The organism is Paraburkholderia megapolitana (assembly GCF_007556815.1).
Taxonomy (GTDB): Bacteria; Pseudomonadota; Gammaproteobacteria; order Burkholderiales; family Burkholderiaceae; genus Paraburkholderia; species Paraburkholderia megapolitana.
The window spans coordinates 3130609-3152613 of the sequence record NZ_CP041745.1; the positions used below are offsets into that span (position 1 = coordinate 3130609).

Here is a 22005-nt window from a genome sequence, read left to right on the forward strand (position 1 = left end):
CAGATATACGACGACCTGACCCAGCTCTCCGCCTCCCTGCCGGCTCGACAAAAGCCGCGCACACCTCTGGTGCGCGGCCCTCTCCTTACAAACGCCCCTTCCCGCCAAGACCGCATTGCCGTCTTTTCGTCGATGATGTACGATGACTGACGTTTTGAAATAACCTCTCATCTTTCACCGTCCCCGCTCCTGCTGGAGCGCGCAACACGCGAGCCGCCATGACGCCTCAAGAACTGAAACAAACCCTTTCCTCCGGCCTTCTGTCGTTCCCGGTCACCGATTTCGACAAGAACGGCGATTTCGCGCCCCGTACCTATATCGAACGTCTTGAATGGCTCGCGCCTTACGGTGCAAGCGCCCTGTTCGCGGCGGGCGGCACGGGCGAATTCTTCTCGCTGGTACCGGGCGAATTCACCGACGTCGTACGTACAGCGGTCGAGACCTGCCGCGGCAAGGTGCCGATTCTCGCCGGCGCCGGCGGCCCGACGCGCACCGCGATCGCCTTTGCGAAGGAAGCCGAGCGGGTCGGCGCGCAAGGCATATTGCTGCTGCCGCACTACCTGACCGAAGCGTCGCAGGACGGCGTAGCGGCTCATGTCGAAGCGGTCTGCAAGGCGGTATCGATTGGTGTCGTGGTGTATAACCGCGGCGCCTGCAAGCTGCAGCCGGAAGCGCTCGAACGGCTCGCCGAGCGCTGCCCGAACCTGATCGGCTTCAAGGATGGCCTCGGCGATATCGAACTGATGGTGTCGATCCGCCGCCGTCTCGGCGATCGCTTCACGTACCTCGGCGGCCTGCCTACTGCCGAAGTCTATGCAGCCGCGTACAAGGCGCTCGGCGTGCCGGTGTATTCGTCGGCGGTGTTCAACTTCATTCCGAAGACAGCTGTCGAGTTTTACCGCGCCGTCGTCGAGGACGATCACGAAACGACCGGCCGTTTGCTCGATCAGTTCTTCCTGCCGTACCTGCAGATCCGCAATCGCCGCGCGGGCTACGCGGTCAGCATCGTGAAGGCGGGTGCGCGTCTTGTCGGCCGCGATGCCGGCCCGGTGCGTGCGCCGCTCACCGATCTCAACGAAGACGAATGCGCGCAACTCGATGCGCTGATCAAGGCGCTGGGACCGCAATAACTTTGCGACAACTTCGCTTCGCGATGACCCGGTGATAACCCACGGTCATCACGAGCCAATGCATTCCACGAGGACTACCCATGTCTAATCCGTCGTCTGGATGGCCGACCGGCGAAATGCTGATCGGCGGCTCGGCTGTGCGCGGCAGCGGTGCGCCGCTGCAGGCACTGAACCCGGCCACCGATGCTCCCATCGATACCCCCACGTTCAACAGCGGAACGCGCGAAGATGTTGCGCGCGCCTGTGAACTCGCGGCCGCCGCATTCGATACATACCGTGCAGCGCCGCTCGAATCGCGTGCACGTTTTCTCGAAGCGATCGCCGATGGCATCGCCGCACTCGGCGACGCGTTGATCGAACGCGCGCATGCCGAAAGCGGCTTGCCGAAAGCGCGACTCGAAGGCGAACGCGGCCGCACGATCGGTCAGTTGCGGCTGTTCGCTGGACTCGTGCGCGATGGTCGCTGGCTCGATGCCACGCTCGATTCCGCGCAGCCCGAACGCAAGCCGCTGCCGCGCGCCGACCTGCGCAAGCAGAACGTGCCGCTCGGGCCGGTGGCGGTATTCGGTGCGAGCAATTTCCCGCTCGCGTTCTCGGTGGCGGGCGGCGATACCGCGTCCGCCCTGGCCGCCGGTTGTCCGGTCGTCGTCAAGGCGCACCGCGCTCATCTTGGGACATCGGAACTGGTCGGCCGTGTCGTGCAGCAGGCAGTCGCGCAATGCGGCTTGCCCGAAGGCGTGTTTTCGCTGATCGTCGGTGCGGGCAGCGAAGTCGGCGAAGCGCTCGTCGCGCATCCGGCGATCAAGGCCGTCGGCTTCACGGGTTCGCGTCACGGCGGATTGTCGCTGGTGCGCACGGCAGCGGCGCGCGCGGAGCCGATTCCGGTGTACGCGGAAATGAGCAGCATCAATCCGTTCTTCGTGTTGCCCGCGGCACTGGCATCGCGCGGCGATGCGATTGCGCGCGGCTTTGTGGATTCGCTCTCGCTCGGCGCCGGACAGTTCTGCACGAACCCGGGCCTCGTCGTGGCACTGGCCGGCGACGCGCTCGATGCGTTCATCGCAGCGGCACGTCATGCACTCGCCGACAAACCCGCACAAACGATGCTCACCGCCGGCATCTACTCGGCGTATCGCAGCGGCGTCGAACAGCTCGGTGCGCTCGACGGCCTCGCGTTAGCCGGCGAAGGTCCGGCAGCCGGCGGACCGAACCAGGCACGCGGCGCGCTGTTCGTTTGCGATGCGGAAACGTTCCTCTCGACGTCCGCGCTCGAAGACGAAGTGTTCGGCCCGGTGTCGACAGTCATTCGTTGCCGCGACGAAGCGACGCTGCTACGTGTGGCCGAACATCTGCAGGGACAACTCACCGCGACACTGCATCTCGATACGACCAACGCATCCGATACCGCGCTCGCGCGCCGTTTGCTGCCGGTGCTCGAACGCAAGGCGGGCCGGATTCTCGCGAACGGATATCCGACCGGCGTCGAGGTGTGTCATGCGATGGTGCACGGTGGACCGTTTCCGGCGACGTCCGATAGTCGTGCGACGTCGGTGGGATCGAGCGCGATCGAGCGCTTTCTGCGTCCGGTCTGCTATCAGGATCTGCCTGCCGAACTGCTGCCCGAGGCGTTGCGCGACGGTAATCCGTTGCAGCTCTGGCGGCTCAGCGACGGCACATTCGCGCAGCGATAGTTTGCGACCGGGTGGGAAGTGGCTGAATACCGGCGGTATGCGCTTCGCGTACCACCGGTTCAAGATATGCGCAAAAGAGAGTATGACGTCAGATGAGATGACTAAGCGCCCTACGACGCAAGGAAGCGCGGCGAACTACCGCTCAGCCAGCCTGCCCCGTCCCTTCCGCTTCTTCGTTGGCGCGCCGCAAGCGCTCGCGGCTCTTCGTCAGATGCGTGCGCATCGCAGCACGCGCCGCTTCGGGATCATGCCGTGCGATCGCTTCATAGATGTCTTCATGCTCGTGATTGAGCCGCGCCATGTAGCGATCGAGATCGTCGCCGGCGATGCCCGCGGAATTGACGCGCGCCCGCGGAATGAGCGTCGCGCCGAGCTGCGACATGATCTCGACGAAATAGCGGTTGCCGGTCACGCGTGCGATCTGCAGATGGAACTGATAGTCGGGCGCGACCGTATCGACACCCGCGTGCGCCGCTACCGCGATGGCATCGAGCGCGCGCCGCAATCCGACCAGATCCTCTGCAGTAGCGCGCTGCGCAGCGAGACTCGCGCATTCGCTCTCGAGGCTGATCCGTACTTCGAGGATCGCGAGCACGTCGCGGATCGTGGTGATCGTCGCCGGGTCGATACCGACCGAACTATGCACACGGTCCAGCACGAAACTGCCGATGCCGTGTCGCGTTTCGACGAGACCGCTCGCCTGCATACGCGAAATCGCCTCGCGTACGACGGTGCGGCTCACCCCCTGCGCGACCATCACTTCGGTCTCGGTCGGCAGCTTGTCGCCGGGGCGCAGGGCGCCCGCCTGGATTTGCGCAGAGAGCGCATCGACGACGTCTTGCGCGAGGCTACGCATGCGACGGCGCGGCGCAACAGGAAGAGTAGGCACGGACATGGCGGCGTTCGTTGATCGTGAGGGTTTACATGGGCTTTGAGCGAACAACTGCGATTCATTATACTGCGTCAGATGTCATCTGATGACTGATGATTTACCCGTGAATCCGTCTGCGGGTTCGTCCGCGGCGCAGCGCCGTGTGCGGCCTGCAACGCAACTCCCTGCGCCTCCAGGTACCCGCGCCACCCCGGCCACCATGCATTACCTGCACTGTCGCGCATCTTGAAGGAGACACCCGGCGCCCTGCCCCGGCACCGGTATCTATCGCCATGACCGAACTGAACCAGCGCGTGGGCACGACCTCCCCGCAAGACCCCGTCGCCCGCGAACGCGCCAACGATACGACCACCGCAGCACCGACAGGACGTGCGACGAAGGTCCGTTATCTGATCGTGTTGATGCTGCTCGTCGTGACCACGCTGAACTACGCAGACCGCGCGACGCTGTCGATTACCGGCACAGCGATGCAACACGATCTCGGTCTGTCGCCGGTCATGATGGGCTACATCTTCTCCGCCTTTGCGTGGTCATATGTAATCGCGCAATTGCCGGGCGGCTGGCTGCTCGATCGCTTCGGCTCGAAACGCACCTACGCGGTCAGCATCTTCGCGTGGTCGCTGCTGACGATGATGCAAGGCTGGGTGGTCGGTCTCGCCGTTGGCACGGCGATTGCTGCGCTGTTCGTGCTGCGCTTTCTGGTCGGTATCGCAGAAGCGCCTGCATTTCCCGGCAACAGCCGGATCGTCTCGGCGTGGTTTCCGACCGCGGAACGCGGCACCGCCGCGGCCATCTTCAACGCGTCGCAATACTTCGCGACCGTGGTGTTCGCCCCGTTGATGGGCTGGATCACACATGCGTTCGGCTGGCCGCATGTGTTCACGGTGATGGGCGTGCTGGGCATCCTGATCGCCGGCGTGTGGATGAAAACCGTCTACGCGCCAAAGGAACATCCGCGCGCGAACCAGCAGGAAATTCGCTACATCGAAGCGGGCGGCGGTCTCGTGGATCTCGACCAGCCGCGCAGTGCGCACGGCGGTGTGGCGGCACCAGTGGTGCGTCAGGTCAGGACCGTCGCGTGCGTGAAGGAAATGCTCAGGAGCCGCATGCTGCTCGGCGTGTTCATCGGCCAGTACTGCATCACGACGCTCACCTACTTCTTTCTCACGTGGTTTCCGATCTACCTCGTTCAGGAGCGGCACATGTCGATCCTGAAGGCCGGTTTTCTAGCAGCGATTCCGGCGATCTGCGGTTTTCTCGGCGGCGTACTCGGCGGTGTGATCTCCGACGCGCTGCTGCGTCGCGGCTACTCGGCGACCTTCGCACGCAAGGCGCCGATCGTCGCAGGCATGCTGCTGTCGACCTGCATGATTGCGTGCAACTATGTCGACACGCAGTGGATCGTCGTCGCTATCATGGCGCTCGCGTTTTTTGGCAAAGGTGTTGGCGCGCTCGGCTGGGCCGTCGTCGCGGATACTGCACCGAAACAGGCCGGCGGTCTGTGCGGCGCGCTCTTCAACACATTCGGCAACGCAGCCGGTATCACGACGCCGATCGTGATCGGCTACCTCGTGCAAGGCACCGGCTCGTTCGCGGCGGCATTGGTTTTCGTCGGTGCGAATGCGCTGGTTGCGATCGCGTGCTATCTGTTCGTGGTCGGCGAGATCAAGCGGGTCGAACTGAAAGACTCGCTCATCGTCGCCTGATCTCCACTGCCCTGGTTTTTTCTTTTCTCGCTCACCGATCATCATGAACGCAACCGTCTCAAGCCACTCCACCGACACCCCGAAGGTCACGGAACTGCAGGTCATTCCGGTCGCCGGCCGCGACAGCATGCTGCTGAATCTGAGCGGCGCGCACGGACCGTTTTTCACGCGCAACATCGTGATCCTCAAGGACAGCGCGGGACGCACCGGTGTCGGCGAAGTGCCGGGCGGCGAAAAGATCCGCCAGACCATCGACGATGCGCGACCGCTCGTCGTCGGCCAGTCGATCGGGCGCTTCAACAACGTGCTGAACACCGTGCGCAAACAGTTCGCCGATCGCGATGCGGGCGGACGCGGCCTGCAGACTTTCGATCTGCGCACGACGATCCACGCGGTGACCGCGCTCGAAGCCGCGCTGCTCGATCTGCTGGGCCAGCATCTCGATGTGCCGGTCGCGGCGCTGCTTGGCGAAGGGCAGCAGCGCGAGCGTGTGGAGATGCTCGGTTATCTGTTCTACGTCGGCGATCGCAAGAAAACCGACCTGCCCTACGCGGACGGCACTGCGGACGACGACTGGACGCGACTGCGCACCGAAGCTGCGTTGTCGCCGGAAGCCGTCGTGCGGCTCGCGGAAGCGGCGCACGCGCGTTACGGCTTCAACGATTTCAAGCTGAAGGGCGGCGTGTTCGCGGGCGATGCGGAAATCGAAGCCGTGACCGCGCTAGCCGAACACTTCCCGGATGCCCGCATTACGCTCGATCCGAACGGTGCATGGTCGCTCGCGGAAGCGATCCGTCTGTGCCGCGACCAGCACGATGTGCTGGCCTATGCGGAAGATCCCTGCGGTGCGGAGAACGGCTACTCGGGGCGTGAGGTGATGGCCGAATTCCGGCGCGCGACGGGTCTGAGGACGGCGACCAACATGATCGCCACCGACTGGCGCCAGATGGGTCACGCAATCCAGCTGCAGTCAGTGGATATTCCGCTCGCCGACCCGCACTTCTGGACGATGCAGGGCTCGGTGCGCGTCGCGCAGATGTGCAACGAATGGGGGCTCACATGGGGCTCGCATTCGAACAATCACTTCGACATATCGCTTGCGATGTTCACGCATGTCGCCGCAGCGGCGCCGGGCAAGATCACCGCGATCGATACGCACTGGATCTGGCAGGACGGTCAGCGGCTTACGCGCGAACCGTTGAAGATCGTCGGTGGAATGGTTGCGGTGCCGCCGCGCGGTGGACTCGGCGTCGAGCTCGACATGGATGAGGTTGCAAAGGCACATGAGCTCTACAAGCAGCATGGCCTCGGCTCACGCGACGACGGCGTTGCGATGCAATACCTGATTCCGAACTGGACGTTCGATAACAAGCGGCCTTGTCTTGTGCGTTGAGGGGGACAGCGGCGAATACTTGATTGAGCGCTGTACGCCAGGCGAGGCGGTAAGCCGGCATGCGCCCAGCGCTCAATGCAAGCTCGGCGCGGGATCGTCGTGTGTGGCCCGTCGTTCTTCCTGATCGACGGGCTCGGCGAGATCGGTGAAATTAAACCGCGTTGTCCGGCAACCCGATTCCGCGCGCCATCCCCGTTGCGGCAAACACCATCAGTACCAGCAACACGAGCTGCACCACGCCGATACCGGCGTAGCGCCGGGCCCGCCCGAGATCGGGCTCCACGCCTTTCTTCAACGCGATACGCCAGCGAATCAGACCGATCATCGGCGCAATTTCGAGCAGCAGGATCAGAACCAGCGCGCCCATCTTCAGATGAAACAGCGGCTCGTGCAGATAGTAGTCGGCGCCCTTTTCGTAACCGCCGAACGCCCGCATCGCGCCGGTGACGATCAGCACCACAGCCGAAACAGCCCAGCCGTTATCGGCATGAAAAACCGCCGGTAACCCAGCCGATGTCGAACAGTGCCGCAGCGCGACGCTGCGTCTGAGAATCGACACGAGTGCAAAACCGTAAGCCAGCAGATGAATAGCGGCAAGCAACCAGCGAATCAGCATGGCGACTCCTGTGAAGGCCAGCCTAAACGGTCTGGCTCAACGTCGTGTCGAGCGCTCGCGCGGCGGTACGGTCGCCTTCGGTGGCGAGCGGCGTGCGAAACACCCGCTGGCGATTATGTCCCGCCGCAGCCGGCGAGTTCCATAGCAGTTCGATCTTCGGTCGGCGGCCCCAGCGGGCGGCGCCTGATCTTGCGGGCGTCACCGGTGCCGCATGGCGCAGCGCAGCGGCAGGCGTAGGCGCGTCCGCTTCGATCGGTGTAGAAGGTTCGCTGGAGACGGCGGCATCGGCCGGCGCCGCGGCACTACCGGCAACGCCGGCATTGCCTGCCGACACGCCACCCGTAACGCCGGCAAGCCAGCGCACCGACAATTCACGCGCATCGTACTGACCGAGCTTGCGGCTCTCCGCCCAGACGATCACGGTGCGCGTCACGACATCAAGAGCAACCGCATAGCGGCCGATCGCAAAACGCCGCGCCGCGATATTGGTTCGCCACAACGGACGCGGCCGGCAGATCCACAGCACGGCGGCATACAGCGCCGGCGCGGCAACGAGCCAGCCGTTGGTCGCAGCGACGGTATTGAGCGTGCGCCGCCAGCCGGCGGTCAGCACGAAAGCTCCGATCGACCAGAGCGCAAAAACGAAACCGAGCAGCGCGAAGAACCGCAGCGCCTGGCGCAGCCACTGCGGCAACGGATGAAACGGCCGCTCGGCCTGGGCGCGCGCGCCGGGCAGAAAGATCAGCAGGAACAGGAACACGAGATTGATGCACGCCCAAGGCGACGATGCCATCCCCGATAGCGCGGCGAAGATATCCATCTGTGCCATCGAGAACAGCCAGCGAGCCAGAATCACGAGACCGATGGCGCGTAGCGCGAAGAGCGTCCCGGCGCCGGGCGCCGCGTTCGCACGCGTCTCTTTCGTTCTCGCCAAAGCATCCTCCTGTATCGTCGGCGGCACCGCCGGTTTGCGGCACGGCCATTATAGGGACTATGTGACGAAGGCTCACGGTTAGCGCGCGCGAAACGGCACTTTCACGGGGCGCGGTGTGGTTTCCTGCCGATATCCGCGGCGCGCATACAACAACGCCCCGCATGCTTGACGCATGCGGGGCGTTGCGAACGGCTATCTCAGCTATGCGGGCCCTTCCGACAACCCACACGGGCGCCGGAAAAAACGCGTCGACCTCAGCCCGCGTTGACTTCGCGCAGCACCGTACGGCGCTTGCGGCGCAGCAGTTCTTCGTAGGCAGCGACGTAGTTCTTCGCCATCACCTTCGACGAGAAACGCGCTTCAAACGCCTTGCGAACGGTCTCGCGCGGCAGCGTGTGCAAGCGCTTAACGGCAGCGACTGCGCTGATTTCGTCTTCGACGACGAAACCGGACACGCCGTTTTCGATCACTTCCGGCACCGAACCGCGCTTGAACGCGATGACCGGCGTACCGCATGCCATTGCTTCGATCATCACCAGACCGAAGGGCTCCGGCCAGTCGATCGGGAACAGCAGCGCGTGTGCATTACCGAGGAACTCGGTCTTTTCCGCTTCACTGATTTCGCCGATGTACTCGACGTGCGGCAGCGACATGAGCGGCTTGATGACTTCTTCGTAGTAGGCGCGATCGGCCTTGTCGAGCTTGGCTGCAACCTTGATCGGCATGCCGGCCTGTTCGGCGATACGGATGGCCGTGTCGAGGCGCTTTTCCGGCGAGATACGGCCGAGGAATGCGAGGTAGCTGGGCTTGACGTCCGGAATCGGCTTGAGCAGGTTTTCCGGCAGACCGTGATACACGGTCGACAGCCAGTGCGCCTGTTGCAGCGGCGAGCGCTGGTTGTCCGAAATCGATACGACCGGCACGTCGTTGAACGTGTTGAAGATCGGTTGCAGTTCGGGCAGATCGAGACGGCCGTGCAGCGTCGTCAGATGCGGCGTCGGCTGGCGCGAGAACAGCGAGAACGGGTAATAGTCGATGTGGAAATGCAGCACGTCGAATTCGTCTGCGCGACGGCGCACTTCTTCGAGCAACAGCATGTGCGGCGCCATCGTGTCACGGATGGTCGGGTCGAGGCGCAGTGCCTGCGGCCAGAATGCTTCGAGTTTCGCCGAGGTCTGCGAATCGCCGCTGGCAAACAGCGTCACATCGTGTCCCTGTTCGACGAGCGCTTCGGTCAGGTATGACACTACCCGTTCCGTGCCGCCATACAGCTTGGGCGGAACTGCCTCGTGTAAGGGAGCGATTTGAGCGATTCGCATAATGGAGAACTCCTCGTAAAAAATCAGGCAAAAAAGTACTGCGGTTGGTAAAAGCGATTCGTTTGCTCGCTACGGCGGTACGGCCGAAGAAAACCGGCCTGGCCTGTTTTTTTCGAGAAATCCTGCGACGGATCGCTTGCAAGGACACCCACACTGGTCGTCGTCTGCCAGCTTGCCCATCCGGCGTAAACGCGTCGGATGAACGATCGTTGACAGATCGTCAGAAAAATCCCAGAGGGCTGACCGAAGGCGCATTATCCGCGCCCGACACCTGTGGTAGTGCACAACATTTCAAAAACTTTACGTTGTTACAAAGGCGAAACATTTTGCAAACCCTTGTTTTGCAAGACAGTTTTACATTGAAGACTGGTTCGCTGCACTGCGGAACAAGTGCTTCGCCGCGCTGCCGCGTCACCCTGCTACCGTTTTAAACCGCCTGGGCGGCCGTCCGACGGCCCGCAAAGTAGCGACGAACAGGGGGTACGCTGAATGCAATCTGTAATTATATCGCGATTGTGTCTCGAAATAGCAGGCCGGGCGGTGAACCCGTGGGCAATCCGCGACTCGGAGGACAGAGACCTGCCTCATCGCCCTACCCTCGTTCTCGCATAGAGATGCAGTTGCAGCCACATTCCGCATGCGGAATAGCTTTTGCGTATTTACAATGCCGGAACATTCATCTGTGTTGCGAACGCATTGCGGCCTCGGCATCGCTAACCCGCCTCACACCAACCACACGAACAATTGGAACATTTGACTCCCGCACAGCGTAACGTCCACAACGCAAAGCTCGCGAGCTATGCGGACCGGCCGCTTGCGTTTCTCTTCCGCTTCATCCGCCGCCATCCGCTTGCGCACGCCATCGTGCTGTGCAGCGTGTTTGCCGCGGTCGGGTGTGCGCTCGCTTCGCAATACGCGATCAAGCATCTGATCGACGTGCTCGGCACCGGCCGCCATCATCCGGGGCCGCTGTGGACCGCGTTCGCGATCCTCGTCGGCCTGATTGCCGCGGACAACATGCTGTGGCGCGTCGGCGGCTGGGTCGCCGCGCATACGTTCGTGGCAGTGACTGGCGACTTGCGGCGCGATCTGTTCCAGTATCTGAGCGGCCATTCGCCGACCTACTACGCCGAGAAACAGCCCGGCATGCTGGCCAGCCGCATCACGGCGACATCGAACGCGGTCTACACGGCTGAGAACACCACCGCCTGGAACGTCTTGCCGCCGTGCATCGCCGTGTGCGGCGCGATCGTCATGATCACCGCCGTCAATCCATTGATGGCGGGCGGTCTGTTGCTGTGCTCGGCGATTCTGTCGGTGGTGCTGTACAAGCTGGCCGGGCGCGGCTCCGCGCGTCACCATCGCTTCGCGACGAAAGCGGCGTCGGTCGACGGCGAACTCGTCGACGTGATCAGCAACATGGGGCTCGTGCGCGCATTCGGCATGACCTTCCGCGAGCAGAAGCGCTTCGGCGCGACGGTGAAAGCGGAAATGGATGCGCGGCAGCAGAGCCTGCTGTACCTCGAAAAGCTGCGTCTGCTGCATGCGGTGATCACGGCGCTGCTGTCGGCGGGGTTGCTTGGCTGGGCGCTGTGGCTGTGGGACCAGGGCAAGGCGACCTCGGGCGACATCGTGCTGGTCAGCTCGCTTGGCTTCACGATCCTGCACGGCACGCGCGACCTCGCCGTCGCGCTCGTCGACGTCACGCAGCACGTCGCGCGGCTCGCCGAGGCCGTGAAGACGCTGCTCGAGCCGCACGGCATGCCCGACCGGTCGGACGCCGGCGAACTCGTGCCGCAAGGCGGCCGCGTCGACTTCGAACGCGTGACCTTCGCCTATCCGCGCCGCCGGCCGATCCTCGACCATTTCGATCTGCATATCGAACCTGGCCAGCGTGTCGGGTTGATCGGCAAGTCGGGGGCCGGTAAATCGACCGTACTCGCGCTGCTGCAGCGCTTCTACGAAACCCAGGGCGGGCAGATCAAGATCGACGGCACGGATATCGCCGGGGTGACGCAGACGAGCCTGCGCCATGCGATGGCACTGGTCCCGCAGGACATTTCTCTGTTCCATCGCTCGGTGTTCGAGAACATCGCATACGGCCGCCCCGAAGCAACCCGCGAAGAAGTCATTACTGCGGCGCGCGAAGCGCGCTGCACGGATTTCATCGAAGCGATGCCGGACGGCTTCGATACGATCGTCGGCGACCGCGGCGTGAAGCTGTCGGGCGGTCAACGCCAGCGCATCGCGATCGCGCGCGCGATCCTGAAGAATGCGCCGATCCTGCTGCTCGACGAGGCTACCTCGGCACTCGACAGCGCATCCGAAGAAGCAATCCAGAAGGCACTCGATCGTTTAATGGTCGGACGTACCGTGATCGCCATCGCGCACCGGCTGTCCACGCTGCACAACTTCGACCGGATCATCGTGATGAGCACCGGCAAGGTGATCGACGACGGCACCCCCGAAGAACTGCGCAATCGCCCGGGGATTTATCGCGATCTGCTTACCAAGCAGTATGGCAAGGGCACGACGCTGCATATCGGCGGCAAGAAGGTCGACGAACAGCACGTTGCTTGAGGGAAGTGCGATGGTGTAGCCGGCGCGTTCCGGCTACCGTTTGATCTGGCGTAGCGGTTTCTATACCGTGCGCAGGACCGTCGATCAGCCCGCAGCCGCCGCAGGCGCAGCGTCGGCACCCCGCCCCAGTGCCGCATCGCCCGAGCGCTGCAGATCGCGCATGAAGTTATCGCGCCACACCGACACGTTGTTCTCCCGCAGTTGCACGATCATGTCCCGATGGCGCGCCTGTCGTTCTTCGAGCGGCATCGTCAATGCGGCCGCCAGTGCGTCCGCCATCCCGTCGATGTCCACCGGATTGACGATCAGTGCGCCGTGCAACTCCTGCGCCGCGCCGGCAAAGCGCGACAACACTAATACTCCGGGGTTCTCCGGGTCCTGCGCCGATACATATTCCTTTGCGACGAGGTTCATGCCGTCGCGCAACGGCGTGACGTAGCCGACATGCGCGGTACGAAACAACGCCGCTAGCACCGAGCGCTCGTACTGCCGATGGATATACAGGATCGGCGTCCAGTCCAGTTCCGCAAAGCGCCCATTGATCCGGCCCGACTCGCTCTCGAGCTGCAAGCGGATGTCCTGATAAGCGTGCAGATCGGCGCGCGTCGGCGGTGCGATCTGCAGGAACGACACCTTGTTGCGTTGCGCCGGCGTCTGTTCGAGCAGGCGCTCGAACGCACGGAAACGCTCAACCAGTCCCTTCGAATAGTCGAGCCGGTCGACGCTCATGATCAGCTTGCGTGCGTGCAGCGTCGCCTTCATCGTGCGCACGGGCTTGCCGCGCTCCCCGGCTTTGGCGAGTTCCGCGATCTCGTCGGGATAGACGCCGATCGGATAATCGGCGGCATATAACGTTCTGCCGAACGCGCGCACGACGGTTGGCCGGCCACGCGATGCTTCGACAGTTCCGTCTGCCTCATTGACGATGTAATCGCAGAACGCACGCAGATCGGGCGCGGTCTGGAAGCCGAGCAGATCGAACGAACACAGCGCCTCGACCAGCGCGCGATGCGGCGGCACCGCCAGCAGTACCTGCGAAGCGGGAAACGGAATATGCAGGAAAAAGCCGATGCGATTCTTCACACCGGCTGAGCGCAGCGCCTGCGCGAACGGGATCAGGTGATAGTCGTGCACCCAGATCACATCGTCGGGCCGCAGCAGCGGCACCAGTTGCTGCGCGAGCCACGCGTTCACGCGGCAGTAGCCTTCGAACTCGTGGCGGTCGTACTGCAGCAGATCCGCGCGATAGTGAAACGCGGGCCACAGCGTCGCATTCGAAAAACCGCGGTAGTACTGGTCATAGTCGCGTCGCACGAGGCCGATCGTCGCGAACGTGACGGGTCCGCGTTCTTCGACCTTGATCTGCGGCTGCCCGGAGCTCAGCACGTCGCCGCTCCATCCGAACCACATGCCGCCGGTTTCCTTCAGCGCGTCGTACACGCCAACCGCGAGGCCGCCGGCCGCAGGACCGCCCTCCGAAATCGGCGCCACACGATTCGATACGATGATCAGTCGGCTCATGGCCTGCATGCTCCGTGCAAAAACAGTCCCATCACGTTCATTCGACTACGCTCATTCATGCACCGCGTGCCGCTGCGACAAGCGCAGCCAGCCACACATGCAGCGCGCGCACGGAGTCGACGCGGCTGTGTGCGATCGTGTCGCCGGCTCCAACCTTGATCGACACGCCACCGTATTCGTTGACGACGGCGAAACCCTTTTCGTCGGTCAGATCGTCGCCGACAAACACCGGACGACGTCCCGCGAACGGCGGTTCGTCGAGAAACGCGCGCAATGCGCGACCCTTGTCGACGTCCTTCGGTTTGATCTCGTAGACCATCTTGCCGGGTTGCAGCACGTACGTGTCCGGATAGTCGGCAACGAGACGGCCGGTGGCCTCGCGGGCAAGCGGCTCGCGATCCGGCGCATTACGGTAGTGCAACGCGATCGCGGCGCCCTTGATCTCCAGCAGCATGCCGGGGTTCTGGTTCACGACCTGCGCGAGCACCTGCTCCATGCGCAGCAGACGTTCGTCGTTAAAACCGATGCGCTGGGTATCGCCGTTCGCGTCGCGCCGCTCGGCGCCGTGCAGACCCGCGATCGGCAGATCGGGCATGCCGAGAAACGCGTCGATGCTGTCGATGCCGCGCCCCGACACGATCGCCACCGCGCCATGGGTCAGGCGCCGCAGTTCGGTGAGTAGCTCGAGGGTGTCGGGTTGCACGAGTACGCCGTCGGGTGTCGGCGCCAGTTCGACGAGCGTACCGTCGAAGTCGAAGAAGAATGCGGTCTCCGCAGGAGACAGAACAGCCGGAAGTGCTTGCATCGGTTTTATCTTGCCTCTCAGCTGGGTGCAGCCGGAAAAGTGTGCGCATCTTACCGCGCATCCGTTCATTTTTCGAGAAAGTAAGCCTGCGCGCAATGCCGGCGGGCGTTACAGGCCGATCGGGTCGGGCTACTTCGTTCAAAAGCAAAACGATCTGATTTCAATGTGCTTTCAGCGCTCTGCGGCATATTGCCTCGTCCGGCACGGGCTCGCCCGGTTGCGGCGACGTGGGCCGGCGATTTGCGCTAGAGTCGCAGCCACGATGGCCTGTGCCGCCCGCGTCCGGTATTGAATCGAGTGCCCGCCACAGCCTTTGTTCCCCTGAATTCTTCCGCTAGACCATGCAAATGCAACCGCTTCGCCGTCGCGCGAGCCTGATACGCATGCGGCTCCCGCGCATGCTCGTTCTGTGCGCCGCGCTCGGCATACTGGGCGCAGCCGGCACGCTAACCGGTTGCTCGCACGAAGCCGAGCCCTGGAAACTGACCGATGTGACCGGCCATCTGCCGGACCTTTCGTTCTCGCTCACCGGCGACGACGGCAAACCCGCCACCGGCGATACGTTCAAGGGCCGCACGTCGCTGGTCTATTTCGGCTACACGCACTGCCCCGATGTCTGCCCGGAGACGATGGCGCGGCTGATGCAGGTACTGACCCAACTCGGTCCCGATGCGCAGCAGGTGCGCATCCTGTTCGTGACCGTCGACCCGGCACGCGATACCCCCAAAGCGCTGCACGAGTATCTCGGCGCATTCGATGCGCAACATGCGCGCGGCCTGACGGGCAGCGACAGGCAGATCGAATCGATGGCGCAGCGCTACCGTGTCGCCTACCAGATGGAAAAGCGCGATCCGAACGGCGACTATGAAGTGACGCACAGTTCGGCCGTGTACATCTTCGATGCCGAGGGCCACGCGCGCCTGCTCGCCACCGATCAAGACTCGCCCGACGTCATCGCCCACGACGTGCGTCGTATCATCGACGCTCACTCCTGATCTTTGTTTGCTCGCCCCGCCATGACGATTTCGTTCACTTCACGCCGATTTGCACACACCGCTGCTGGCCTCTGTGCGTTTGCCTTTGCGGGCATCACAACACCGCTCGCACATGCCGCCACGACTACACCGGTCATCACCGCGCAGAACGCCTGGGTCCGCTGGCTGCCCGGCACGCTGCCTGCTGCGGGCTACGTAACACTCGCCAATCGCGGCGACAAACCGGTCGATCTCGTCGACGTCTCGAGCAGCGACTACGGCAGCGCGATGCTGCATCAAACGGTATCGGCGGGCTCGACCCAAAAGATGGTGATGGTCGACAAGCTGACCGTGCCCGCGCACGGTAGCGTATCGATTGCACCGGGCGGCTATCACCTGATGCTCGAAGACGCAAAGCATCCGATCGCCCCCGGCAACACCGTGCATCTGCAACTGCACTTCTCCGACGGCGAAACGCTCGACACGCCGTTTGCGGTCAAACCGCCTGCCCAGCAAAACTGATCGCACACGATGAACCTGCTCTACTGGCTCGACCCGTGGGAACCGTCGCCGACCGTAGTCATCGTCATGCTGATCGCGGCGATCCTGTTCGCACGCGGGGCGCACAAGGCCAAGGTGTCGATGCGCCGGCGCATCTCGTTCTGGTTCGGACTCGGCGCGCTCTACGTCGCACTGCATACACGGCTCGACTACTTCTTCGAGCATGAGTTCTTTATGCATCGCACGCAGCATCTCGTGCTGCATCACCTCGGCCCGTTCTTTATCGCACTGTCCTATCCAGGTGCCGCGTTGCGCGCGGGCATCCCGTTCCGCTGGCGGCAGCGCTTCGTGCGCCCTACGCTTGCGGCGCGCCCGGTGCGTGCGATTCTCGATGTGCTGATGCATCCGGTCGTCGCGGTCGCGCTGTTCGTCGGGTTGATCTACTTCTGGTTGCTGTCGCCGATTCACTTCGTCGCGATGCTCGACTGGCGGCTGTATCGCGTGATGAACTGGAGCATGGCGATCGACGGCCTGATGTTCTGGTGGCTCGTGCTCGACCCGCGACCGGCTCCGCCCGCGCGACTCTCGCCGGGACGGCGGGTACTTGTCGTGATCGCCGCGATTCCGCCGCAGATCGTGCTCGGTGCGTTCATCTTCTTTTCGTCGCGCGAACTGTACCCGGTGTATTCGATCTGCGGACGCGCGTTCACGTGGCTTAGCCCGATGCGCGATCAGCAGATCGGCGGCCTTCTGTTGTGGATTCCCGGTTCGATGATGAGCGTAATCGGCGCCGTGTTCGCGCTGCGCAACTGGATGCGACTGTCGGCACGGGCGCGACTGCGCACCCGGCATGCCGGGCCGCCGGCGTCCGCACCGCGCGGGCCTTCTTCGCTCACGTCGAATGTAGTGGATACGTCGCGCCCGCAACCCGCGCGCAACTGATTACGTCATGTGGCGGCGTGGTAGCGAATGCCTCACGCCGCCGCCGGTTCCTTCAGGCTGAACGCATCCAGACGTGCAGAATGCCGTCTTCTTCATGCTCATCGGAGATCGGCTCGAAACCGAACGCGCCGTAGAACGGCTGCAAATGCGCCTGCGCATGCAGACGAATCGGCACGCCGGGCCACTGCGCGTAGATATGAGTCAATGCGCGCTCGAGCAGCGCGCGACCGATGCCCATGCCGCGAAAATCAGGCATCGTCAGTACGCGGCCGATGCGGATATCGGCGTCGTTGATATCCGGCAGCAGCACGCGTAGATAACCGGCAAGCGCCGGCCGCGCATGGCTGAAGGTGCTGTACGCGCTCAGATGCCACGCCTGCGTATCGAGCCCATCGACATCGCCATATACGCAATTCTGCTCGACCACGAACACGGCACTGCGGGCAGCGAGAATGTCGTAGACCTCGGCCGGAGCAAGATCGTCGAACGCTTTCCAGCGCCATTCGAAGCGGGAGGTCGCCGCCTGTGCGTCGGCGTGCTGGGGATCGGTCATGGAGTGTGGTTGAGAAAGTGCGCGAGGCGTGAGCGGATGGCTCGATTATGCCGGGACCAGCCGGTGATCGCCAAGTGCACGCGTTGAAGGTTCTCTCGCAGCCGTCTTTTCGAGCGACCGGGTAGCGCTACGCGCCGAGCTCATCGCCGCATCGGCTACCATCGTCGTCTCGTGCCACTTCGCGATTCACTGCCCCACTCCCATGACACGCACCTCGCTCGTGATCCGTCTCGTGTTCGCAATCTGTCTGCTCGCCGCGAGCGTCAATCATGTCATCGCTGTCGTGCAGCACGGTGTGTTGTGGGACTATGGCTTCGGCTCGCGCGCACCGCTCGCGAGCCGCATCTACTGGAGCGCGCTGACGCTGCTCGATCCGCTCGCGATCGTGCTGCTGTTCGTGAGACCGCGCGCAGGCATCGTGCTGACGGTGCTGATCATCGTCAGCGACGTCGTGCACAACACGTACTATGTGGCGATGGCCGACCTCTGGACAGCGCCGTTCTATCTATCGCAGGTCGTGTTCCTTGTGTTCGTGCTCGCCGTTGCACCGCTTGCGTGGCGCAGGCAGGCCGCGGCCCAGCAGTGATCGACTTCGCGATATCGCGGCACAGAAAGGAGAAACTTCGATGACGACGCTTCAACGAACCGGCCACCGCTACCGGGACACCGAAACCGGCAAGACGATCGACGTGTGGTTCCCGCAAACGGGCGCGCAGCTAAAGCGCGGTTGCCTCGCGGAGAAAGTCGGACTGATTGCGGGCGACTTCGTCGACGTCACGATCGAATCCTTCGACGCGCCGCCCGTCTCGACGGAAGATGCGTACCTTCGGCTGCACCTGCTATCGGAGCGGACCGTGCAGCCAAACGCGATCAATCTGGACGGAATTTTCGGCTGGCTGCCGAACGTGGCGTGGACGTCGGCCGGGCCCGTGCTGCCCGACAAGGTCGATGTGCTGCGCGACCGCGTGGCCGCCGAGTTTCATCACTTGACGGTGGCGTCGGTCGACCGCTTCCCGCGTATGACCGACTACGTGGTGCCCGACGGTGTGCGCGTTGCCGATGCAGACCGCGTGAGACTCGGCGCGCATCTGGCCGCGGGAACCACCGTGATGCACGAAGGTTTCGTGAACTTCAATGCGGGAACGTTGGGCGAATCGATGGTGGAAGGCCGCGTGACACCCGGTGTGACGGTCGGCAAGAATTCAGACGTCGGCGCGGGTTCGTCCATCATGGGCACGCTGTCCGGCGGCGGCAAGACGAAGAATGCGATCGGCGAGCGCAGCCTGCTTGGCGCGAACGCGGGCATCGGCATCTCGCTTGGCGACGAATGCATCGTCGAAGCGGGCCTCTACGTGACTGCGGGGACGAAAGTGAAGATGCCCGATGGCAGCGTCGTCGCTGCGCGGACACTATCGGGTCGCTCGGGGTTGCTGTTTCGCAGAAACAGTCAGACGGGTGCGTGAGACTGGACACAATTTCTTGCACTTTGGTGGAACCATCTTTTTGCACCTCGACTACGACGAAGCAAGGGATTCAACTGATTGGTGATTAGCACTAGAGAAGCAATTTTTTGCACTTTGTCGAAAGAGAACAGATTTCCTTGCACTTTGTTCTCTGTACCAGCATGAGTACAAAAAGAGGTGACGTAACAATTTGATCTATTGGAGTTTTCCTTCTGTTACCCAAGCTCTGCATCTCTGGCAGAGTGGTCGTCGTGTCGTCGCACCGATTCATTCAAAGAGACACCCTGCCGCGAGCGAGCATCCAAGTTTTCCTGTCAATAAACTCGCAATGACCGATAGGGAAAATGGCGCCTATGATCGGCAACGAGAGATCACGCGAATAGAGGTTTGAGTGAGTGTTGACGCGATGAAGAAACATGCCGTACGGGAGCACAATGAGGCGGGCGTTTCGGATACGGGAGCAAACTATGAGCACCAAAGCAACCCTAGCGCATCATGATTCGGATCAAGCTGGAGAGCCGTCTTGGCACTTCTACGAAGAAGTGTTCGAAGCGGGCGTTGTCTATCTGGAACTGCGCGGTGTCAGCGTGGAATTGCAGACCCGGGAACAAGGTGGTGCTAACGTAGTTATGTGCCTGCCAATTGAAACAGCGAAACAGCTCGGTTTGCACATCAACGTCTTGCCCGAGCGGTGGGAGTCGGCGTGCGACAATGATAAGACAGCACCACCTGATCGGATGCACGGCTCGATCCATCGTTATGATGACCCAACCGACCCTGATTAACCAGACCATGATCGAACGCCAACAACGGATCAGGGACGATTGGCATACATCCGGTTGACGCGCTCGCACTGTGCCAAGCCCAAATTAAGCACAGCGGCCGGCCGTTCTATGCCGGTTGGCCCGACTTTCTCCCACCGTTCCACGACGAATGTCGGCTACGCTACGCGGTTCGCCTGCCTAGCTCCGTGGCTACTTTCCGCGCGTCGAGAAGATGCCGGCTGCAAAGCGGCTGGCCAAAGGTTCCGGCTATTCCGAGGGCCGTGTGAGAGCGTGGGCGACGGCTACTTTGGACGTCCCCTCAAAAAGATATCTACGCACCGGCGCAAGCAGTCTCGAGGCGTGTGTGGCAAGAATGTCGCCGATCGACGGTAGTCCCCCCGCGAATTAACGGGTGTTCAAGGTAGAATTTTCTAGCAGCAGATTGACAGGGAATTTTGCATGAAGACGTCCAGATTCACGGAAAGCCAGATCATTGGGATCTTGAAGCAGGCCGAAGCCGGAACACCCGTTCCGGAGTTGTGTCGCGAGCACGGGATGAGCAGCGCGAGCTTCTACAAATGGCGCTCGAAGTACGGCGGCATGGACGCGGCACTGATGACCCGGATGAAGGAGCTTGAGGCGGAGAACGCGAGACTCAAAAAGATGTACGCTGAAGAGCGACTCAAGGCCGAGGTGGTGCGCGAGGCGCTTGAAAAAAAGTGGTGAGGCCATCTCGTCGCCGCGAGATGGCCATGCGTGCAGTCAGAGAACGGGCAATGAGCGTACGGGCGGCCTGTGAGGCGTTCGGCGTAAGCGAGACCTGCTACCGTTACCGGGCAAAGCGTTGCGCGGAAAACAGCGTGATCGCCGAGTGGCTTGTGAGACTCACGCACAACCAGCGCAACTGGGGCTTCGGCCTGTGTTTCTTGTACCTGCGCAATGTCAAGGGCTTTACCTGGAATCACAAACGTGTTTATCGCATCTATCGCGAACTGGAGCTGAATCTGCGGATCAGGCCACGCAAACGGCTGGTGCGTGAGCAGCCGGAACCGCTGGCCGTGCCGCAAGCACTGAACGAGTGCTGGTCAATGGATTTCATGCACGATCAGCTTGCTGATGGCCGTAGCATCCGGCTGTTCAACGTGATCGACGACTTCAACCGGGAAGGCCTGTGTATCGAGGTGGACTTCTCGTTGCCTGCGCTACGCGTTATCCGGTCGCTGGATCAGGTGATCGAATGGCGCGGCAAGCCGCTGAAGATCCGTTGCGACAACGGGCCGGAATATGTCAGCGATGCGCTCAGGGACTGGGCCATGAGACGCGGCATCGTTCTGCAGTTTATCCAGCCCGGCAAGCCGCAACAGAACGCGTACATCGAGCGTTACAACAAAACGGTTCGATACGACTGGCTCGCCCACTACCTCTTCGAGACGGTGGCCGATGTTCAGGAGTATGCGACCAGGTGGCTATGGTCATACAATCACGAGCGGCCGAACACGGCTATCGGCGGCGTACCGCCGAAACAGAAGTTGCCCATCGCGGCATGACCTCTACTTCTGAACTCCGTTAAATGCGGGGGGACTACCCTGCGGAAGCGCAGGTCGACAAGGCGAAGGCTGATGGTCTACCCACGGTTTCGCTCACGACGAAATACACACGCAATAACCAGCCGGCCAGTCTCGGACTGGGCATTCCTGAGTTCCCGGCGACGGGACGAGACTGGTACGTCGGGGTACAGGTTCGCGTTCCGATCTTCGATGGGTTCTCACGGACGTACCAGATCCGGGAGGCGCAGGCGAAGGTGGCGGAGCAGCAAGAGAGTGTTCGTGATGCGCGCAAACAGGTTGCGGTGGGCGTGTGGACGGACTACGAAGCGGTCATCGCAAGCGAGGACAACGTCGAGTCGACCCAAAGGCTCCTGAGCATTGCGGATCAATCCTTTGATGCGGCGAACCGGCGATACCGCGTAGGCGCTGGCTCGATTCTCGAAGTGTTGAATGCACAGTCTGCGCTTGCCCGCGCGCAGAAGGAGCACGTCGCATCGCTTGCTGACTTTGCGACGGCGACGCTAACGCTCGCGGCAAAGCTGGGGCGGCTACATGACTGGTGAGGCCAGGCTTGTTGCATCGGGTCGTGTTCAGCTAAAGACTGGTCACCGACAGTACAGCAGTGGCGATCAAATTCCGGAAGCTTCTACTCGCCTCATCTGCCAACAGGTTGA

The 22005-nt window shown here is 62.5% G+C and carries 20 protein-coding genes; 13 read left to right on the forward strand and 7 right to left on the reverse strand.

What is annotated here, in order from left to right; genetic code table 11:
- The first annotated feature begins 218 nt into the window (after positions 1 to 218).
- Both kdgD and FNZ07_RS27220 read left to right on the forward strand, forming a co-directional pair.
- Entirely contained in the window at positions 219 to 1130 is a 912-nt protein-coding gene (gene kdgD / locus FNZ07_RS27215; RefSeq protein WP_091019983.1) for a 5-dehydro-4-deoxyglucarate dehydratase, read from the forward strand.
- Between the two features lie 80 nt (positions 1131 to 1210).
- Positions 1211 to 2821: an aldehyde dehydrogenase (NADP(+)) gene (locus tag FNZ07_RS27220; RefSeq protein ID WP_091019981.1), complete on the forward strand. Its 1611-nt coding sequence runs from the start codon at positions 1211 to 1213 to the stop codon at positions 2819 to 2821.
- A 142-nt stretch (positions 2822 to 2963) separates the two neighbouring features.
- Here FNZ07_RS27220 and FNZ07_RS27225 read toward each other — a convergent pair whose 3' ends face one another.
- Positions 2964 to 3716: a FadR/GntR family transcriptional regulator gene (locus tag FNZ07_RS27225; RefSeq protein ID WP_091019979.1), complete on the reverse strand. Its 753-nt coding sequence runs from the start codon at positions 3714 to 3716 to the stop codon at positions 2964 to 2966.
- A gap of 398 nt (positions 3717 to 4114) precedes the next feature.
- Here FNZ07_RS27225 and FNZ07_RS27230 point away from each other — a divergent pair, with 398 nt between their 5' ends.
- Positions 4115 to 5419 carry an MFS transporter gene (locus tag FNZ07_RS27230; RefSeq protein ID WP_245811750.1) on the forward strand — a complete coding sequence of 435 codons (1305 nt, stop codon included), beginning with the start codon at positions 4115 to 4117 and terminating at the stop codon, positions 5417 to 5419.
- 43 nt (positions 5420 to 5462) lie between these two features.
- Positions 5463 to 6812 (forward strand): glucarate dehydratase, encoded by a 1350-nt coding sequence (gudD, locus tag FNZ07_RS27235; protein WP_091019975.1) that lies wholly within the window; start codon positions 5463 to 5465, stop codon positions 6810 to 6812.
- Positions 6813 to 6963: 151 nt separating this feature from the next.
- Here the strand turns inward: gudD and FNZ07_RS27240 are convergent, their stop codons facing one another.
- The 3 genes from FNZ07_RS27240 to FNZ07_RS27250 form a co-directional block, all read right to left on the reverse strand.
- Complete coding sequence (locus FNZ07_RS27240; protein ID WP_091019973.1) at positions 6964 to 7428, reverse strand: DUF2214 family protein; 465 nt, start codon at positions 7426 to 7428, stop codon at positions 6964 to 6966.
- 22 nt (positions 7429 to 7450) lie between these two features.
- Positions 7451 to 8362, reverse strand: a complete 912-nt coding sequence (locus tag FNZ07_RS27245; protein ID WP_091019971.1) for a hypothetical protein — start codon at positions 8360 to 8362, stop codon at positions 7451 to 7453.
- 254 nt (positions 8363 to 8616) lie between these two features.
- Entirely contained in the window at positions 8617 to 9681 is a 1065-nt protein-coding gene (locus tag FNZ07_RS27250) for a glycosyltransferase family 4 protein (RefSeq protein ID WP_091019968.1), read from the reverse strand.
- 744 nt (positions 9682 to 10425) lie between these two features.
- Here FNZ07_RS27250 and FNZ07_RS27255 point away from each other — a divergent pair.
- Positions 10426 to 12261: an ABC transporter ATP-binding protein gene (locus FNZ07_RS27255; protein WP_091019966.1), complete on the forward strand. Its 1836-nt coding sequence runs from the start codon at positions 10426 to 10428 to the stop codon at positions 12259 to 12261.
- 84 nt (positions 12262 to 12345) lie between these two features.
- Here the strand turns inward: FNZ07_RS27255 and otsA are convergent, their stop codons facing one another.
- The gene (gene otsA / locus FNZ07_RS27260) at positions 12346 to 13782 is read right to left on the reverse strand and encodes an alpha,alpha-trehalose-phosphate synthase (UDP-forming) (RefSeq protein WP_091019964.1); all 1437 of its coding nucleotides are present in this window, start codon (positions 13780 to 13782) and stop codon (positions 12346 to 12348) included.
- A gap of 55 nt (positions 13783 to 13837) precedes the next feature.
- Complete coding sequence (gene otsB, locus FNZ07_RS27265; RefSeq protein WP_091019961.1) at positions 13838 to 14587, reverse strand: trehalose-phosphatase; 750 nt, start codon at positions 14585 to 14587, stop codon at positions 13838 to 13840.
- A gap of 398 nt (positions 14588 to 14985) precedes the next feature.
- Between otsB and FNZ07_RS27270 the strand changes: the two genes are divergently transcribed.
- From FNZ07_RS27270 to FNZ07_RS27280, 3 genes are read left to right on the forward strand one after another with little or no spacing between them, the layout of a single operon-like run.
- Entirely contained in the window at positions 14986 to 15582 is a 597-nt protein-coding gene (locus tag FNZ07_RS27270; RefSeq protein WP_245811749.1) for an SCO family protein, read from the forward strand.
- A 21-nt stretch (positions 15583 to 15603) separates the two neighbouring features.
- A complete protein-coding gene (locus FNZ07_RS27275; protein WP_091019959.1) occupies positions 15604 to 16083 on the forward strand; it encodes a copper chaperone PCu(A)C in 480 nt (159 codons plus the stop codon).
- A gap of 9 nt (positions 16084 to 16092) precedes the next feature.
- On the forward strand, positions 16093 to 17004 hold the full coding sequence (locus FNZ07_RS27280; RefSeq protein ID WP_091019957.1) for a cytochrome c oxidase assembly protein: 912 nt from the start codon (positions 16093 to 16095) through the stop codon (positions 17002 to 17004).
- Between the two features lie 52 nt (positions 17005 to 17056).
- On the opposite strand, the gene FNZ07_RS27285 is transcribed toward FNZ07_RS27280, so the two are convergent.
- The gene (locus tag FNZ07_RS27285; RefSeq protein WP_091019954.1) at positions 17057 to 17557 is read right to left on the reverse strand and encodes a GNAT family N-acetyltransferase; all 501 of its coding nucleotides are present in this window, start codon (positions 17555 to 17557) and stop codon (positions 17057 to 17059) included.
- Positions 17558 to 17759: 202 nt separating this feature from the next.
- Here FNZ07_RS27285 and FNZ07_RS27290 point away from each other — a divergent pair, with 202 nt between their 5' ends.
- The 5 genes from FNZ07_RS27290 (at position 17760) to FNZ07_RS27310 (ending at position 21894) form a co-directional block, all read left to right on the forward strand.
- Positions 17760 to 18143, forward strand: a complete 384-nt coding sequence (locus tag FNZ07_RS27290; protein ID WP_091019953.1) for a hypothetical protein — start codon at positions 17760 to 17762, stop codon at positions 18141 to 18143.
- A gap of 40 nt (positions 18144 to 18183) precedes the next feature.
- Positions 18184 to 19020 (forward strand): DapH/DapD/GlmU-related protein, encoded by an 837-nt coding sequence (locus FNZ07_RS27295; RefSeq protein ID WP_091019951.1) that lies wholly within the window; start codon positions 18184 to 18186, stop codon positions 19018 to 19020.
- A gap of 467 nt (positions 19021 to 19487) precedes the next feature.
- Entirely contained in the window at positions 19488 to 19805 is a 318-nt protein-coding gene (locus FNZ07_RS27300; RefSeq protein WP_143098175.1) for a hypothetical protein, read from the forward strand.
- Positions 19806 to 20243: 438 nt separating this feature from the next.
- Positions 20244 to 21331 (forward strand): IS3 family transposase gene (locus FNZ07_RS27305; protein WP_091020698.1). Its coding sequence is split into 2 segments (ribosomal slippage): positions 20244 to 20496 and positions 20496 to 21331, totalling 1089 coding nucleotides; the frame shifts between segments, so codons are not numbered across the junction.
- Positions 21332 to 21354: 23 nt separating this feature from the next.
- Entirely contained in the window at positions 21355 to 21894 is a 540-nt protein-coding gene (locus FNZ07_RS27310) for a TolC family protein (RefSeq protein WP_091011614.1), read from the forward strand.
- Positions 21895 to 22005: the final 111 nt, after the last annotated feature.